12 protein-coding genes and 1 tRNA gene are annotated in these 16344 nt (G+C 64.7%); 5 read left to right on the forward strand and 8 right to left on the reverse strand.

Annotation, left to right across the window (positions count from 1 at the left end):
- Nucleotides 1-10: 10 nt before the first annotated feature.
- The gene (gene ettA, locus ACK8OU_RS05660; protein WP_410302392.1) at nucleotides 11-1666 is read right to left on the reverse strand and encodes an energy-dependent translational throttle protein EttA; all 1656 of its coding nucleotides are present in this window, start codon (nucleotides 1664-1666) and stop codon (nucleotides 11-13) included.
- A 144-nt stretch (nucleotides 1667-1810) separates the two neighbouring features.
- Nucleotides 1811-1884, reverse strand: a tRNA-Cys gene (locus ACK8OU_RS05665).
- A gap of 177 nt (nucleotides 1885-2061) precedes the next feature.
- On the opposite strand from ACK8OU_RS05665, the gene ACK8OU_RS05670 reads away from it, so the two are divergent.
- The 3 genes from ACK8OU_RS05670 to ACK8OU_RS05680 all read left to right on the forward strand — a co-directional run bounded on the left by ACK8OU_RS05670 (nucleotide 2062) and on the right by ACK8OU_RS05680 (nucleotide 5376).
- Nucleotides 2062-2712, forward strand: a complete 651-nt coding sequence (locus tag ACK8OU_RS05670; RefSeq protein WP_410302393.1) for a protein-L-isoaspartate O-methyltransferase family protein — start codon at nucleotides 2062-2064, stop codon at nucleotides 2710-2712.
- A gap of 109 nt (nucleotides 2713-2821) precedes the next feature.
- Nucleotides 2822-4201 carry a TolC family outer membrane protein gene (locus ACK8OU_RS05675; RefSeq protein WP_410302394.1) on the forward strand — a complete coding sequence of 460 codons (1380 nt, stop codon included), beginning with the start codon at nucleotides 2822-2824 and terminating at the stop codon, nucleotides 4199-4201.
- A gap of 59 nt (nucleotides 4202-4260) precedes the next feature.
- Nucleotides 4261-5376, forward strand: a complete 1116-nt coding sequence (locus ACK8OU_RS05680; protein WP_410302395.1) for a hypothetical protein — start codon at nucleotides 4261-4263, stop codon at nucleotides 5374-5376.
- Nucleotides 5377-5583: 207 nt separating this feature from the next.
- Here ACK8OU_RS05680 and ACK8OU_RS05685 read toward each other — a convergent pair whose 3' ends face one another.
- The 3 genes from ACK8OU_RS05685 to ACK8OU_RS05695 form a co-directional block, all read right to left on the reverse strand.
- The gene (locus ACK8OU_RS05685) at nucleotides 5584-5904 is read right to left on the reverse strand and encodes a DUF6280 family protein (RefSeq protein WP_096429996.1); all 321 of its coding nucleotides are present in this window, start codon (nucleotides 5902-5904) and stop codon (nucleotides 5584-5586) included.
- 322 nt (nucleotides 5905-6226) lie between these two features.
- Nucleotides 6227-6958: a CAF17-like 4Fe-4S cluster assembly/insertion protein YgfZ gene (ygfZ, locus tag ACK8OU_RS05690; RefSeq protein WP_410302396.1), complete on the reverse strand. Its 732-nt coding sequence runs from the start codon at nucleotides 6956-6958 to the stop codon at nucleotides 6227-6229.
- A 16-nt stretch (nucleotides 6959-6974) separates the two neighbouring features.
- Nucleotides 6975-8738: an ABC transporter ATP-binding protein gene (locus ACK8OU_RS05695; RefSeq protein WP_410302468.1), complete on the reverse strand. Its 1764-nt coding sequence runs from the start codon at nucleotides 8736-8738 to the stop codon at nucleotides 6975-6977.
- 130 nt (nucleotides 8739-8868) lie between these two features.
- Here ACK8OU_RS05695 and ACK8OU_RS05700 point away from each other — a divergent pair, with 130 nt between their 5' ends.
- Complete coding sequence (locus ACK8OU_RS05700) at nucleotides 8869-10068, forward strand: pyridoxal-phosphate-dependent aminotransferase family protein (RefSeq protein WP_410302397.1); 1200 nt, start codon at nucleotides 8869-8871, stop codon at nucleotides 10066-10068.
- Nucleotides 10069-10073: 5 nt separating this feature from the next.
- On the opposite strand, the gene ACK8OU_RS05705 is transcribed toward ACK8OU_RS05700, so the two are convergent.
- The 3 genes from ACK8OU_RS05705 to ACK8OU_RS05715 form a co-directional block, all read right to left on the reverse strand.
- The gene (locus ACK8OU_RS05705; RefSeq protein WP_410302398.1) at nucleotides 10074-11180 is read right to left on the reverse strand and encodes a pyridoxal phosphate-dependent aminotransferase; all 1107 of its coding nucleotides are present in this window, start codon (nucleotides 11178-11180) and stop codon (nucleotides 10074-10076) included.
- A gap of 118 nt (nucleotides 11181-11298) precedes the next feature.
- Nucleotides 11299-14346: a valine--tRNA ligase gene (locus ACK8OU_RS05710; RefSeq protein ID WP_410302399.1), complete on the reverse strand. Its 3048-nt coding sequence runs from the start codon at nucleotides 14344-14346 to the stop codon at nucleotides 11299-11301.
- A 132-nt stretch (nucleotides 14347-14478) separates the two neighbouring features.
- Nucleotides 14479-14910, reverse strand: a complete 432-nt coding sequence (locus ACK8OU_RS05715) for an Lrp/AsnC family transcriptional regulator (RefSeq protein WP_410302400.1) — start codon at nucleotides 14908-14910, stop codon at nucleotides 14479-14481.
- A 223-nt stretch (nucleotides 14911-15133) separates the two neighbouring features.
- Between ACK8OU_RS05715 and ACK8OU_RS05720 the strand changes: the two genes are divergently transcribed.
- Nucleotides 15134-16279, forward strand: a complete 1146-nt coding sequence (locus ACK8OU_RS05720) for a type III PLP-dependent enzyme (RefSeq protein ID WP_410302401.1) — start codon at nucleotides 15134-15136, stop codon at nucleotides 16277-16279.
- Nucleotides 16280-16344 lie beyond the last annotated feature (65 nt).

The raw sequence follows: 16344 nt of genomic DNA on the forward strand, positions 1-16344 counted from the left end.
GCCCTTTTCCTTACCGCGAGAATTTCTTGTATTTCACCCGCTTGGGGTTCACGGAATCGGGACCAAGACGGCGGATCTTGTCCTGTTCGTAATCCTCGAAGTTGCCTTCGAAGAATTCCACATGCGCTTCGCCCTCGAATGCCAGGATGTGCGTGCACAGACGGTCCAGGAAGAAACGGTCGTGGCTGATGATGACCGCGCAGCCCGCGAAATCCTCGATCGCGGCTTCCAGGGCTTGCAGGGTTTCCACGTCCAGGTCGTTGGTCGGTTCGTCCAGCAGCAGCACGTTGCCGCCCGATTTCAGCAGCTTGGCCATGTGCACGCGGTTGCGTTCCCCGCCCGACAGCAGGCCCACCTTTTTCTGCTGGTCCGCGCCCTTGAAGTTGAACGCGCCCACATAGCTGCGGCTGTTCACCTGCGCGTCGCCCAGTTCGATCAGTTCGGCCCCGCCCGAGATTTCCTCCCAGACGTTCTTGTCGGGGTCCAGCGCGTCGCGCGACTGATCGACATAGGCCAGCTTCACCGTGTCGCCGACGGTGATCGCCCCCGAATCGGGGGTTTCGTAGCCGGTGATCATCTTCAGCAGGGTCGATTTGCCCGCGCCGTTCGGGCCGATCACGCCCAGAATGCCGCCCGGCGGCAACGAGAAGCTGAGGTTCTCGATCAGCAGCTTGTCGCCCATGTGCTTGGTCAGGTTCTCGACCTCGATCACCTTGCCGCCCAGGCGCGGGCCATTGGGGATGATGATCTGGGCCTTGCCCACGCGTTCCTTGACCCCTTCCTCGGCCATCTTTTCATAGGCCGAGATCCGGGCCTTGGATTTCGCCTGACGCGCCTTGGCGCCGGCGCGGATCCATTCCAGTTCCTTTTCCAGAACCTTCTGCTTGGCCTTGTCCTCGCGGGCTTCCTGTTCCATCCGCTTGGCCTTCTGTTCCAGCCAGCTGGAATAGTTGCCCTCATACGGAATGCCGCGGCCGCGTTCCAGTTCCAGGATCCAGCTGGTGATGTCGTCCAGGAAATAGCGGTCGTGGGTCACGCACAGGATGGTGCCCTTGTATTCGATCAGGTGCTTTTGCAGCCAGGCGATGGTTTCCGCATCCAGGTGGTTGGTCGGTTCGTCCAGCAGCAGCATGTCGGGCGCTTCCAGCAGCAGCTTGCACAGCGCGACGCGACGGCGTTCCCCGCCTGACAGGGTGCCGACATTGGCGTCATCGGGCGGGCAGCGCAGGGCTTCCATCGCGACATCGACCTGGCTGTCCAGATCCCACAGGTTCTCGGCGTCGATTTCGTCCTGCAGCTGGGCCATCTCTTCGGCGGTTTCGTCCGAATAGTTCATCGCCAGTTCGTTGTAGCGATCCAGCTTGGCCTGTTTTTCGGCCACGCCGAGCATGACGTTGCCGCGCACATCCAGGCTTTCATCCAGTTGCGGTTCCTGCGGCAGATAGCCCACCTTGGCGCCCTTGGCGGCCCAGGCCTCGCCCGAAAAATCCTTGTCGATGCCGGCCATGATGCGCAGCAGGGTCGATTTCCCCGCGCCGTTGACGCCGACCACCCCGATCTTGACGCCCGGAAGAAAGTTCAGGCGGATGTTTTCAAAGCACTTCTTGCCGCCCGGATAGGTCTTCGAAACACCATCCATGTGATAGACATACTGATAGGACGCCATTGGAAACCTCGCTCGGGCGGAAAGTCGTTTGCGCGCCTGTTTAGGGGATCAGGTCGCAAGAGGAAAGGGTTGCTCGAAGTCCGGCCGTGCCGAATCGCAGCCGATCTGCTGCCGTGGTTCTGGTCAAGTCCATATGCCGGATGTTGGAGGCGGGTACCGGAATCGAACCGGTCTTCACGGATTTGCAATCCGCTGCGTAACCTCTCCGCCAACCCGCCGTTCCTTCGAGGTGAACGTCAATTAGACCATCGCGCTGGATGCCGCAAGGGGGCCGGGCGTGGGTTTCGTGCATCACAGGCGGGCTGCGGCAGGCTGTCCCGGTGTGCGACGGTTGCCCCGGCAGGGGCGATGTGGCACAAGGATCAGACGGATAACCCAATTTCAAGAGCCCAGACATGACCGATTTCGCCGCGCGCCGCACCATGATGGTCGACACCCAGGTCCGACCCAATGACGTGACGAAATTCCCGATCATCGAGGCGATGCTGGCAATTCCGCGCGAAATTTTTGTTCCTGCGCCGCGCCGTGAGGCCGCCTATGTCGGTGAAAACCTGGACATCGCGCCCGGTCGCGTCATGCTGGAGCCGCGGACGCTGGCCAAGCTGCTGGATGCGCTGGATGTGACGTCGGGGGATCTTGTGCTCGATATCGGCTGTGGTCTGGGGTATTCGGCCGCAGTCATCGGGCGCATGGCCGAAGCCGTCGTCATGCTTGAGGAAGAGGGCCTTGCCGCACAGGCCGAGGCCGCCCTGGCGCAGCTGGGCGTGGATAATGTCGCGGTCGTGGCGGGCCCGCTTGCGGGCGGTGCGGCCAAACACGGTCCCTATGACGTGATCATCGTCGAAGGTGCGGCAGAACAGGTGCCGCAGGCAGTTCTGGATCAGCTGAAGGAAGGCGGCCGGATCGGCTGTCTGTTCATGGAAAAGGCGCTGGGTGTGGCGCGCATCGGCCGCAAGATCGATGGCCAGGTGACCTGGCGCTATTCATTCAACGCGGCGGCCCCGGTTTTGCCGGGCTTTGCCGCGGAAAGGGAATTCGCGCTCTGACAGGCGGGCGTGGGTGCAATGACGTCGTGATCACAGGGGGCGATCCCGCCCCCGGTCTTTGCCCTGCCAAAAGAAGCAGGGGAAGTTCATAGGAATGAGGAAGCCAGGCATGTTGCGCAAGACGCTGAAATCGATCACGCTCGCGGGCTTTGCCGCGCTGAGCTTTGCTGCGGCCCCCGGGGCGGCGCGTGCCGAAACGCTCGCGGATGCGCTGGTCGCGGCCTACCGCAATTCCAACCTGCTGGAACAGAACCGTGCCACGTTGCGCGCCGCCGATGAGGATGTGGCCGCCGCCATCGCAAGCCTGCGCCCCGTGGTGCAGTGGATCGCCGAGGCGACCTATACCGACAGCGATGTGCCGCCCCGCGATGTCGAAGATCTTAGTGCTTCGTTGTCGTTGTCGGCGTCGATGGTGCTGTTTGATTTCGGGCAAAGCCAACTGGGCGTCGACATTGCCAAGGAAAGCGTTCTGGCGACCCGCGAGGCGCTTGTGGGGGTGGAACAGGACGTTCTGCTGACCGCGATTGCCGCCTATACCGATGTGAAAAGCGCCTCGCAGCGTCTGGCGATCAACCAGAATTCCGTGCGCGTGATCGGCGAAGAACTGCGCGCAGCCCAGGACCGGTTCGAGGTGGGCGAGGTGACCCGCACGGATGTGTCGCTGGCCGAGGCGCGGCTGGCCGCCGCCCGCGCCGCGCAGGTGGCCGCGCAGGGCAGTCTGGAAGTCGCGCGCGAATCCTTCAAGGCTGCGACAGGGGCCTATCCGGTCAATCCGGCCGCCTTGCCAAAGCCCCCCGCACTGCCGAAATCGCTTGATGAGGCGCGGGCAACGGCGCTGCGCCTGCACCCGGCGATCAAGCGCGCGCAGCGCCAGGTGACCATCGCCGATCTGCAGGTGGCGCTGTCCGCCAAGCGGCGGATGCCGACGATCAGCGGTTCGGTAGGGGTGTCGGACCCAAGCGGCACGGGCGCTGGCCTGACGGCGGGGGTGCGGATGTCACAGACTATCTATTCCGGCGGTGCGCTGGCCTCGGCGCATCGCAAGGCGATCGCCAATCGCGATGCTGCCCGCGCCGGTCTGGCCCAGGTGGGTGTGCAGATCAGCGAGTCCGTGGCGAATGCCTGGTCCAGCATCGAGGTCGCCCGCGCGCAGATCCGTGCCATCAACCAGCAGATCGAGGCCGCGACGGTCGCCTACAACGGAGTCAAGGAAGAAGCGACCCTTGGCGCCCGCACGACCCTGGATGTGCTTGACGCGGAACAGGAATTGCTGAACGCGCAGGCCGACCGCATTGATGCCGAAGCCAATCTGCAGGTAGCGATCTATTCACTTCTTTCGTCTATGGGTCTTCTGACCGTTGAAAAATTGCAGCTTGGTATCCCGACCTATGATCCCGCGGCCTATTACAACGCGGTGCGTAACGCGCCCGTTACCAGCGTTCAGGGGGAAAGCCTTGATCGTGTGCTGCGTTCCATCGGCAAGAAGTGACGCGCCGGTGCCTGGCACGCGCGGCGCGGTGACACCGACCGAACGGGCAGGGGGACGGCATGTCTGATCCGATGAATTCGCCAGAGATCGAGGATGTCCTTGCCTCGATCCGCCGGCTTGTGTCGCTGGACCCGGTTCCGGTGCGATCCGCGCCGCAGGTGCATCCCGACCCTGCCCCCCTGCCGCAGGTTTCAGCGCTGGTTGAAGAACCGCCGACTGCCGCCCTGCAGCCTGATGATGCTGATCAAGGTGGTGAGAAAGCGGCCTTTGAAGACGACGGCTGCCTTGTGCTGACGCCCGCGCTGCGCGTTGAAGGCGAAGAAGAGCTTTCTGCCGAGGCGGTGCCCGCACCTGCTGCGCCAGATGATCTTGGGGCAGAACTTCAGCGGCTGGAACATACGATCGCCGAACTGGAGGCTGCCGTGGGGGATGTGATCCCGCCGGAAGAGTCGGCCTTGGCTGGCCCCGGGGAGGGGGATCTCGACACGGTGCCCAAGCCTGCTGAGCCGCATCTGGGTGATCAATCCGGTGCCGATCCTGATATGCTGTCGACGACAGCCCCCACCCCGGCCTGGCAGGCGGATGATGGGGTTCCCGTGATGGCCGCGGGCGATCTTGAGGAAGAGATTGCGGATGATCCGGGCGCGCCCATGTGGATTGACGCCGAAGATGCCCCGGATGGCCCATTTGAAGCCTTGGCCGACGCAGGGGGGCTGGCAGAGGCCTGGGCCGACGATCCCGCGGCGGCTGCGGATGTGGGTGACGTCGCAGACGCCAGCTGGCTGCCCGACGTTGATGGTATGCATGTCGTTGAAGACCCCGTGCCATCAGACTGGGCCGAGGGGCACGATGCGACGGAGGAAGGCGATGCGGGCGCGGCGGATGACGATACCCCCCGCCGGCTGCATTTGCATGAGACCCCGCCGGATCACCGCAGCGGCCCAAGGATCCTTCGGTCCCAGCCCGAAGCGCGGCGGGATGCGGATGATGATGAAGAAGAGAGTCTTTTCGCAGGGGCGGACGCGCTGATTGACGAAGAAACCCTGCGTATTCTGGTGGCGGATATCATCCGCAAGGAACTACAGGGTACGCTGGGCGAAAGGATCACGCGCAATGTGCGCAAACTTGTCCGGCGTGAAATCCAGCGGGCGCTGAGCAGTCAGGATTTCGACTGATCTGTGGCCTGCCGGGCCGATGGTCATTGCTGTGCAAACCTGCTGGCGCGGGTCGGGCCTTGGCAAGGTCAGCGCCCTTTATGACCATCACCGCCCCGATCCTGGGGCGGGGTTGAAAGCGGGGCCTGCGGCCCGTTCGTGTTCGTGACCCAGGCAAAACGAAACGCGCCCTTTCGGGCGCGTTTTCCAAAGGCGGGCTACCTTGTGTCAGGCCGCTTCGGCCTCTTCGGCGGCCAAACGGCGTTCACTTTCCTCGCGTGACAGCGCGACCGAGGTGCGCACGCCCTTCGACACGAATTCCATCAGCCCCTTGACCACGCGTTCGTTCGGATCGATCCCGGCACAGGACAACACTTCGCGCCCATCGCGCGACCGTGCCCAGCGGGCGATCTGTTCCGGCCCGTTGCCATATTTCTTGTCATCGGCGATCGCATCATCCAATGCGGCCAGCACCACGGCCGCGAAAAGCTTGCGTGCGCGTTGGCCCTGTTCGTAATTGAATGCGGAGCCGTCAACGAAATCGCGCATCATTCCGTCCTTTTTATTGCTCTTGCGTTTCCTGGCGTAGCGGCAAATATGGCTTTTCCCATACGATTCGATATGGCCTGCGCTACATGGCAGTCATGCGTTTGTTGCATGGCTATCTTGGTCGCGGTCAATATTTCGTCTGGGTGCCACAGTGCAGCCGCCCATATATAGGCGCGGGCGTTTTCAGATCAACCATTTTTGCCGTAATTCGCAGTTTCCCTGGCATATTGGCGCATTTTCGTCACCAGGGTCGCGCCGGGTCGGCGGCGCGGCGCTGGTGCCCTGGGCGGCCGGTGCGCGCGAATGTGAACCGCGCGCCCGGTCAGTCCAGGTTGACGGTGGCCGCGCCCGCCCGCATCGGGCCTTCGGCCCGGTCAAGCCGCAGATGCGCGATGCCGCGCCCGCCCGCCTGGGTGTAAAGCGTGCCCACGACGCGCCCGGCTGCCTCGACCGGGGTGCCGACCGGGGCGTTGCCCTGCACGCGCACACGCACCAGGCCCTTGCGCAATTCGGTCTTGTGCTTCATCCGCGCGGTTACCTCTTGCCCCACATAACAGCCCTTGCGGAAATCGACGCCGTTCAGGCGTTCAAAGCCCGCCTCCAGAATGTAGGTGTCGGGCGTCAGCTCGATCCCGGATTCGGGGATGCAATGGGCCACGCGGATCGCGTCCCAGTCGGTGCCGTCATCGCCGCCCTCGTGGTCATAAAGCCGCCAGCCAAGCGCGGGGTGGCGCGGGTCGGTGACCGCACCGGCAGGCGCGGGGCCCGTGCCGCGGCGAACCCGTAGCGCGGTCGGTTCAATCCGTACATCCGCGCGCAGACGATACATCGAAAGCCGCTTGGCCGTGGCCTCGGCCAGGGGTGCCGCGATGTCCAGCAACACCGTGTCGCCATCGGGAATCAGCAGGAAATCGGCCAGATACTTGCCCTGCGGGGCCAGCAGCGCGGCATAGACCGGGCCGGTCTCCAGTTTGCGCGCATCATTGCTGATCAGCCCCTGCAAAAAGCTGATCCGGTCCGCGCCGCTGATCCGGAAGATTGCGCGTTCGGCCATCCTGGCCCCCCCTTGTTCAGTCGGTCAATTGCATCCGGCACAGCGCGGCATATGTTCCGCCTTGTACCAGCAGCGTTTCATGCGTGCCTTCCTCGACAACCTGACCATCGACGATGACAACGATCTTGTCGGCATTGCGCACGGTGGACAGGCGATGGGCAATCACCAGCGTGGTGCGACCTTGCGACAGTTCGGCCAGCGCCTCGGCCACGCGCGCTTCGGACGCGGTATCCAGCGCGCTTGTCGCTTCATCCAGCAGCAGGATCGGCGCATCGCGCAGGATGGCGCGGGCAATGGCGACGCGCTGGCGCTGGCCCCCCGACAGCGATGATCCGCGGGGCCCTGCAGGCGTGTCGATCCCCTGCGGCAGGCTGTCGGTGAAATCGGTGACATGCGCGGCCTGCAGCGCGCGGGCCAGCGTGGGCGCGGGCACATCCGCGCATCCCAAAAGCACGTTTTCCCGGATCGTTTCGTCAAACAGCGCCGCTTCCTGCGCGACGGTCGAGAACAGGTCGCGCAGTGCGGGCAGGTTCAGCGCGCGGATATCCTGTCCGCCGATAGTGATGTGCCCGCTGTCGGGGTCGATCATCCGCGTCAACAGGGCAAAGACCGTGCTTTTCCCCGCCCCGGACGGCCCGACCAGCGCGGTCGTCTGGCCCGCCTCGGCGGTAAAGGACAGCCCGCGCAGCACCGGCGTTTCGCCATAGCGCAGCCGCACGTCTTCCAGCCGGATCGTTGTCTGCGCCGGGTCGGGGTGCAACCCGTCAACGGGGCTGGTGATGGCGGGCGGGGTGTCGAACAGGCGATACAGGCGTTCCAGGCTTGCCGCCGCCGTCTGCCAGGTGCCGGCCAGCCCGCCCAGACGGCGCAGCGGCTGAAACGCCAGCGCGATTGCCGTGAAGAATGACATGAATTCGCCCACGGTCCGCTGGCCCGCGGCAATCTCGCCGCCCGCGAGCAACAGGACGCCGAAAAAGCCAAGCCCGGTGACCACGTCGATCATCGCCGGGATCATTGTCTGTGACATGGTCATCTTGACCTGCCCACGCCGGATCGCATCGACGATCGTCGCGAACCGGCGCATCTGGTAATCTTCCATGCGGTTCAGCTTGACCGCAGCGATGCCGTGGAACACCTCATCCAGGCGGGTGGCGCGCTGCCCCGATTGCGACCGCATCTGTTCGGTTTTCTTGCGGATGTAGCGTTGCGCAACCGCAGTCGGCAGGATCAGCAGCGGCGCGCCGATCAGCGTGGTCGCGGTCCAGATCGGGTCGATCGAGATTGCCACCGCGAACAGCGCGATCAGCGACACCGCGTCGCGCCCCGCCCCGGTGATGAAGGTGGACCAGACGCCCTGCACGGCGATGGTGTCGCCTTGTACCCGCTCGATCAGCGCGCCGGGCGGGTTATGCTGGAAAAACGCCTGGTCAAGGCCAAGGATATGGCGGGTCAGATCCACCTGCATCGCGCTGGAACTGGTCAGCGATATCCGCGACAGCAGCGTGCGTGACACCACCAGCGTTACGGCGCGGATCACGAACAGCCCCAGGATCGCCAGACCAACCCACCAGATCATCCCGGATTCGCCACCCAGAAAGACCCGATCGAACAGCGGCTCCAGCATCCAGCTGAGCGCGCCCAGCGTCGATCCCTCGATCACCATCACCGCCAATGCCAGCGTCATCAGCGGCCAATGCTGGCGCAGATAATCACGCCAGAGCCGGGCGAACAGCCTGCCGGAGGAATATCGGGGATCGGGTCTGGCCAAGGTCCTGCCTATCGGATGCGCGGTTTCGGGCGCGGTCTGTGTCGGGTCTAGCGTGAACGGGGCGGCGCGCGCAAGCATGGCACGATTGACCGCGCCGCGCCGCGGGCGTACCGATTGCGCTATCACTGCAGGAGAAACCACCATGCCCCTGTCGCAGGGCCGCCCCTATCTGGCCATTCCCGGCCCCTCGACCATGCCCGACCGGGTGCTGTCGGCGATGCATCGCGCCGCCCCCAACATCTATGAGGGCGAATTGATCGACACGGTTACGCGTATCCTTCCCGATCTGCGCCGAGTGGCGCTGACCTCGGGTCATGTGGCGATCTACATCGCCAACGGCCATGGCGCATGGGAGGCCGCGAATGCCAACATGTTCTCACGCGGGGATCGGGCCCTGGTGCTGGCGACGGGGGGCTTTGGCATCGGCTGGGCGGATCATGCCCGCGCGATGGGGGTCGAGGTTGATCTGATCGACTTCGGCAAATCGACCCCCGCCGATCCGTCCCGGCTGGAAGCGGCGCTGCGCGCCGACCGCGATCATCGGATCAAGGCGGTGTTGGTGACCCATGTGGATACCTCCAGCTCGGTCAGGAATGACATTCCCGCGATCCGGGGGGCGATCGATGCGGTGGGGCATCCCGCGCTTCTGGCGGTGGATTGCATCGCCTCGCTGGGGTGCGATGAATTCCGCATGGACGATTGGGGCGTGGATGTGATGGTCGCGGCCAGCCAGAAGGGGCTGATGGTGCCCCCGGGGCTGGGCTTTGTGTGGTTTTCCGACCGTGCGGCCGAGGCGGGGCGCGCGGCCGATCTGGCAACGCCCTACTGGAACTGGCGCCCGCGTGCCTTCGCCGAACAGTTCTATCAGCATTTTGGCGGCACCGCGCCCACGCATCACCTGTTCGGCCTGGCCGAGGCACTGCGGATGATCCTGGACGAAGAGGGCCTTCACCATGCCTGGGCACGCCATGCCACGCTTGCGCGCGCCGTCTGGGCCGCGTTTGATGCCTGGGGGCTGGGCGGCGACATCTCGCTGAACGTGGTTGATCCGGCGCATCGGGGCCATTCGGTCACCGCGGCGCGAATCGGCGGGGGCGGCGCGGGCCGTCTGCGCCGCTGGTGCGAATCGCAGGCAGGCGTGACGCTGGGTGTCGGTCTGGGCATGGCCGATCCGGGCAGCCCGGCCTATGACGATTTCCTGCGCGTGGCGCATATGGGCCACGTCAACGCCCATATGACGCTGGGCGCCCTGTCGGTGATGGAGTCCGGGATGACCGCGCTTGACATCGCCTTTCGTCCCGGCGGGATCGCCGCCGCGGCACAGGTGGTGGCAGGCCGCTAGCGGCCTCAGTCCCCCGCCGCTGCGATCGCCCGGGGCAGGGCGCGTGCAAAGGCCGCCATCGCCGCCTCGGGCCCGCAGGATACGCGGATGCAGCGGTCCTGCGGCGCGACAAAAGGCATGCGCGCGAAGATGTCGCTCTCGATCAGCCCGGCCAGGACCGCTCGGGCAAAGGCGCCATCGCGGCCACAGTCGATGGTGACAAAGTTCGTCGCCGAAGGCAGGGCAGTCAGCCCGTTTCCGGCAGCGATCTGGCCAAGCCGTGCCCGTGACGCGGCGACCTTGGCGCGAATCCCGGCCAGCCAGTCCTGATCCTCCAGCGCGGCCAGCGCGCCCGCCTGACTGATCCGGCACATGCCGAAATGGTTGCGGATCTTGTTGAAGGCGGTGATCAGGGGCGCTGCGCCTATGGCATAGCCCACCCGCGCGCCGGCCATGCCATAGCCCTTGGAAAATGTTCGCATCCGGATCACGCGCGGATCTTCGGGGTCTATCGCGGGGGCGGTGCCTTCGGGGGCCAGGTCAACATAGGCCTCATCCAGTACCATCAGCGTGCCATCAGGCACCCGCGTGACCATGTCGGCGATCACCCTGCCCGGGTGGTGCGAGCCCATCGGATTATCGGGATTGGCGATGTACATCAGCTTGGCGCGTGTGGCCGCGGCCAGCGTCAGCAGCGCCTCGGGGTCTTCGTGATCGCCCTTGTAGGGAACCTTGTGCAGCACCCCGCCAAAGCCCGTGACATGATAGTTGAAGGTCGGATAGCCCCCTTCCGAGGTCACCACCGGGTCGCCCGGTCCCACGACCAGCCGCACCAGATAGCCCAGAAGCCCGTCAATCCCCTCGCCCACCACGATATTCTCGGGCCGGCAGCCATGATGCGCGGCCAGCGCCGCCCGCAGATCATGGTTTTCCGGATCGCCATACATCCAGACATCGGATGCGACGCGGGTCATGGCCTCGACTGCGCGGGGTGACGGACCAAAGCCGTTTTCATTCGCCCCAAGCCGCGCCACAAAGGGGCGGTCACGCGCGCGCTCCTGCGTTTCCGGCCCGACGAAGGGGACCGAGGCGGGCAGACTGTCGATCAGCGGGGTATAGCAAGGTCCGGTCATGCCCCAGTGCTAAGACTATTCCCGCCGCCCCGCAAGACTGCGCGAACGCTGCTTCTTCTTGGTCCAAATACTCCCGCCGGAGGCTTCTGCAGATACCGCGAAAGCCCCCGGCAGGGGATCAGCCGATATCGGCCAGCCGTTTCACCGCAGCGGCGATCTTTGCCGCCTCTTCCTCGCCCTGGGCCAGCTTTTCGCGGGTCTCCTCGACGACATCCCCGGCGGCGCTTTCAATGAATTTCGGGTTGGCCAGACGCCCGCGCAATCCGCCCAGATCCTTGTCCAGCCTGGCCAACGCCTTTTCCAGCCGCGCCTTCTCGGCGGCCACGTCGATCACACCCTCCAGCGGCAGTGCAAACACCGCCCCCGGCGCCGCGATGGAAATCGCGCCCTTTGGCACCGCCGCCTCGGTCAGGCTGTCGATCCGTGCCAGCCGGAAGATCAGCGCCTCATTGCGCGCCAGCGCCGTGCGCGCGGCCGCATCCGCCCCGGCCAGCACCATCGGCAGCTTGAGGCCCACCGGAACCCCCATCTGCGTGCGGCTTGACCGGATGTCCTCGATCAGGGTGATCACCCAGTTCATTTCCCGATCCGCCTCGGCGTCGATCAGCTCGGCGCCATAGCCGGGCCAGTCGGCATGGGCCAGCATCTTCGCCCGGTCCCCGGTCAGCACCCACAGCTCTTCGGTGATGAAGGGCATGATCGGGTGCAGCAGGATGTAGCACTGGTCCAGCACCCAGCGCATCGTCGCCCGCGTTTCGGCGGCATGATCGCCATCGAACAGGGGCTTGGCGAATTCCACATACCAGTCGCAGACCTTGCCCCAGACAAAGGCATAAAGCGCATTGGCCGCATCGTTGAAGCGGTAATTGGCAAGCGCCTCATCCACCGCCTCGCGCACGCGGGCGGTTTCGCCGATGATCCAGCGGTTCACGGTATGGCTGGCCTCGGGCCGGCCCGACGCGGGGCCGTCAAAGACGCCGTTCATCTCGGCAAAGCGGGTAGCGTTCCATATCTTGGTGCCAAAGTTGCGATAGCCTGCGATCCGCGCGGTCGACAGCTTCAGATCGCGCCCCATCGCCGCCATCGCGGTCAGGGTAAAGCGCACAGCATCCGCGCCGAATTCATCGATCAGCTCCAGCGGGTCCAGCACGTTGCCCAGGGATTTGGACATCTTCTTGCCCTTCTCATCGCGGACAAGGGCGTGGACATAGACGGTGTGGAACGGCACCTGATCGACCACCGCCAGCTGCATCATCATCATCCGGGCGACCCAGAAAAAGATGATGTCGAACCCGGTGATCAGCACATCGGTGGGAAAGTATTTCGCCAGCTCGGGTGTATCCTCGGGCCAGCCCAGCGTCCCGATCGGCCACAGCCCCGACGAGAACCAGGTGTCCAGCACATCCGGGTCGCGCCAGACCGGATAGACCAGATGCGTCGGGTCCTGGCTCAGGTTGTAATCGGCAAGGTTCGCGGCCAGCATCTCCAGTGCCGCGGTACGGTCCGCCACCTCGACGATGCGGGCGTGGTTCAGAGGCGCGGGCAGGCCTGCGATGTCGTCGCGGAAGGCCTCGGCCACGCCGGCCAGATCGGCGGCGCAATGGTGGCGTGCGCCGGCATGAACCAGTCCGCCCTCGTTCAGCAGGCGGAACAGTTCGACCTCGTCCAGCGCGCTGTCACCCTCGTCATCGGCAAAGCCTTCGGCCCAAAGGTCCAGGCCATACCACACCGGGATCTGATGGCCCCACCACAGCTGGCGGCTGATGCACCAGGGTTCGATATTCTCAAGCCAGTGGAAATAGACCTTGGCGTCGCGTTCCGGCAGGATCGTGGTGCGGCCCTCGCGTACGGCGTCGATCGCGGGCTGCACGATTTTCGCGGTATCGACGAACCACTGGTCGGTCAGCATCGGCTCGATCACCACCTTGGATCGGTCGCCGAAGGGTTGCATGATCTTCTTCGCCTCGACATAGGGCACCATGTTGCCCTCGCCATCGGGGATCATCACGGCCAGCCCCTCGGCGGTGATCGCCTCGACCACGCGCTTGCGCGCCTCGAACCGGTCCAGGCCGCGCAATTCCTCGGGAACAAGGTTCACGCTGCTGACATCGCCCACCTCTTCCTCGCCGCGTGCGATCCGCCCCGCGATTTCGGCCGCATCGGCATAGGCCAGCCCGTCGGCCCGCATCCGCCCCTTGGTGTCCATCAGCGCATACAGGGGGATGTTGTTGCGCGTCGCCACCCCATAGTCGTTAAAGTCATGCGCCCCGGTGATCTTGACCGCGCCCGAGCCGAAATTCGGATCGGGATATTCGTCGGTGATGATCGGGATCAGGCGGCGGTGTTCCTTGGGACCCACCGGAATTTCGCACAGCTTGCCGACGATCGCCGCATAGCGATTGTCCGACGGATGCACCGCCACCGCGCCATCGCCCAGCATGGTTTCGGGGCGGGTCGTCGCGATGCTGATATAGTCGCGCACCTCGCGCAGCGTCACCTTGCCGTCGGCGTCGCGTTCGACATATTCATAGGTTTCGCCCCCGGCCAGCGGGTATTTGAAATGCCACATGTGGCCCGCAACCTCGATATTCTCGACCTCAAGGTCGGAAATCGCGGTCTCGAAATGGGGGTCCCAGTTCACCAGCCGCTTGCCGCGATAGATCAGCCCCTTGTGATACAGGTCGACAAAGACCTTGATCACCGCCTGCTGGAAATGCTCATCCATCGTGAAGGCGTTGCGCGACCAGTCGCAGGACGCGCCCAGCCGCTTCAGCTGGCTGATGATCGTGCCGCCCGACTGTTCCTTCCATTCCCAGACCTTCCCAAGGAAAGCCTCGCGGCCCATCTCGCGCCGGCCCGGCAGGCCCGCCCTGGCCAGCTCGCGTTCCACCACCATCTGGGTGGCGATGCCCGCATGATCCTGCCCCGGCTGCCACAGCGTGTCAAAGCCGCGCATCCGGTGCCAGCGCACCAGGATGTCCTGCAGCGTGTTGTTGAAGGCGTGCCCCATGTGCAGGCTGCCGGTCACGTTCGGCGGCGGGATCATGATGCAGAAGGTTTCGTCCCGGCTGGCATTGGCGCCCGCCGCGAAACAGTGGCGCGCCTCCCACAGGGCGGCGATCCGCGCTTCGGCTTCAGCGGCGTTGAAGGTCTTTTCCATCGTCATCGGCTGCATCCTTTCCGGCTTGTGCGCTCTTTACCGCCCGGCCCCCGCAAGGAAAAGCCTTCCCTTCGGCTTTGCCCAAATATCCCGGGGGGTGAGGGCGAAGCCCGAGGGGGGCAGCGCCCCCCTTCCTCTTCAGCTTGCGCGATCCAGCTTGGTCGACAGATGGATCAGGCTTTCCGACGATTTCACCCCCGTCAGCTCGCCGATCTGGTCCAGTACCGCATCCAGCTGTGCGGTCGAACTCGCTGCCAGCTGCAGCAGCAGATCGACCCGGCCCGATGTGGTGTGGATCTTTTCCACCTCGGCGATCGTCTTCAGCCGGGTCAGGATCGCGGCCTGCGATTTCGGCTCGATCGTCAGAAGAACCGTCGCGCGGATGCGGCCCTGACGCGCGGCCTCGCCCAGCTTTACCGTGTAGCCGGCGATGATGCCGCTGGTCTCCAGCCGTTCCAGACGGGCCTGTATCGTTGATCGCGCCACCTTCAGGCGCCGCGCCAGCGTTGCCACCGACATGCGCGCATCGCCCCCCAGAAGGCCCAGTATGCCCCGGTCCAGATCGTCCATTTCGCCACTCTTCCACATTGACGGCAGTTTCGTCGTTCTAACGAAGAAATCTGGCAAATCTAGTCTTTCGATTGATGAAAATCCGTCCCATATGCGCCGCCAGAGTTTTCAGGAAAAGGGCGGCTCATACGCACCTGGCCTGGTTGGTTGAAACGCGTAAGCGTCTCCCGACCCGTCAAGCCGGGGCAAGAGGTGGCTGCGTTCTGTTGGCGAGGGAAAGCCGATGGGACTGTCGAAGACTATATGGACCAATCCGTCCGAAATCATCCGTATCAAACGGCCCGATCATCCGGTGCTGGTGTTCGCCCCGACCGTGCTGCAGGCGGCCGCGCGGCGGTTTCTGCACGGCTTTCCCGGGCTTGTGACCTATGCGGTCAAGTCGAACCCCGACAAGATCGTGATCGAGAATCTGGTGGCCGCCGGTGTGCGCGGTTTCGATGTGGCCTCGCCGTTCGAGATTGATCTGATCCGCCGTCTCGCGCCCGGGGCGGCGCTGCATTACCACAATCCCGTGCGCGGCCGGGACGAGATCGCCCATGCCGTGGCTGCGGGGGTAAAGGTCTGGTCGGTCGATTCGGCGTCCGAGCTGGACAAGCTGATCGGGATGGTCCCGGCGGATGCGGCCGAGATCGCGGTCCGGTTCAAGCTGCCGGTGGCTGGCGCGGCCTACAACTTTGGCGCCAAGTTCGGCGCGACCGCGCAACTGGCCGTGCAATTGCTGCGCCGGGTGGCCGATGCGGGCTTCATCCCCTCGCTGACCTTTCATCCGGGAACGCAATGCACCGATCCGATGGCCTGGGATGCCTATATCCGCACCGCTGCCACGATCAGCGCCGCGGCGGGCGTGGCGGTCGCGCGGCTGAACGTGGGCGGCGGTTTTCCCAACCACCGCACCAAAGGCCCCGCGCCGGTGCTTGAGGACATCTTTGCCCTGATCGACCGTGTCGCGACCGAAGCCTTTGGCGATGCGCGGCCCGCCCTTGTCTGTGAACCGGGGCGTGGGCTGGTGGGGGATGCCTTTACCCACGTCACCCGCGTGAAGTCGCTGCGTGATGGCGAACATGTGTTCCTGAACGATGGCATCTATGGCGGTCTGGCCGAGCTGCCCCTGGTCGGTAATATCGACCGGATCGAGGTTTATTCCCCCGAAGGCCAACGCCGCACCGGTGCGCCGGCCGACCGCGTGGTCTTTGGCCCAACCTGCGATTCGGTGGACAGGCTGCCGGGCCATCTTTCGCTGCCTGCCGACATGGCCGAGGGCGATTTCGTCGCCTTCCTGGGCATGGGGGCCTATTCCTTGGCGACGAACACGCGCTTCAACGGCTTTGGCGCGCTGGAAATCGTCACCGCCCTGGCGCTGCGGGGCTGATCACGCGCCCTTTCGTCAATGACCCGTTCAGAACCTTGCCCTATACTTTGGGTAAGGTTTCGTTC

It is taken from the genome of Pontitalea aquivivens, from assembly GCF_046507575.1.
In the GTDB taxonomy this organism is placed as follows: Bacteria; Pseudomonadota; Alphaproteobacteria; order Rhodobacterales; family Rhodobacteraceae; genus Pontitalea; species Pontitalea aquivivens.

Bases quoted from the DNA above. Each gene is read 5' to 3' on its own strand.
- ACK8OU_RS05685 (WP_096429996.1), bottom strand. From the start codon at position 5,904: ATGCGCGATTTCGTTGACGGCTCCGCATTCAATTACGAACAGGGCCAA.
- ygfZ (WP_410302396.1), bottom strand. From the start codon at position 6,958: ATGGCCGAACGCGCAATCTTCCGGATCAGCGGCGCGGACCGGATCAGC.
- ACK8OU_RS05715 (WP_410302400.1), bottom strand. From the start codon at position 14,910: ATGGACGATCTGGACCGGGGCATACTGGGCCTTCTGGGGGGCGATGCG.
- ACK8OU_RS05705 (WP_410302398.1), bottom strand. From the start codon at position 11,180: ATGACCGGACCTTGCTATACCCCGCTGATCGACAGTCTGCCCGCCTCG.
- ettA (WP_410302392.1), bottom strand. From the start codon at position 1,666: ATGGCGTCCTATCAGTATGTCTATCACATGGATGGTGTTTCGAAGACC.
- ACK8OU_RS05710 (WP_410302399.1), bottom strand. From the start codon at position 14,346: ATGACGATGGAAAAGACCTTCAACGCCGCTGAAGCCGAAGCGCGGATC.
- ACK8OU_RS05700 (WP_410302397.1), top strand. From the start codon at position 8,869: ATGCCCCTGTCGCAGGGCCGCCCCTATCTGGCCATTCCCGGCCCCTCG.
- ACK8OU_RS05720 (WP_410302401.1), top strand. From the start codon at position 15,134: ATGGGACTGTCGAAGACTATATGGACCAATCCGTCCGAAATCATCCGT.
- ACK8OU_RS05670 (WP_410302393.1), top strand. From the start codon at position 2,062: ATGACCGATTTCGCCGCGCGCCGCACCATGATGGTCGACACCCAGGTC.
- ACK8OU_RS05675 (WP_410302394.1), top strand. From the start codon at position 2,822: ATGTTGCGCAAGACGCTGAAATCGATCACGCTCGCGGGCTTTGCCGCG.
- ACK8OU_RS05680 (WP_410302395.1), top strand. From the start codon at position 4,261: ATGTCTGATCCGATGAATTCGCCAGAGATCGAGGATGTCCTTGCCTCG.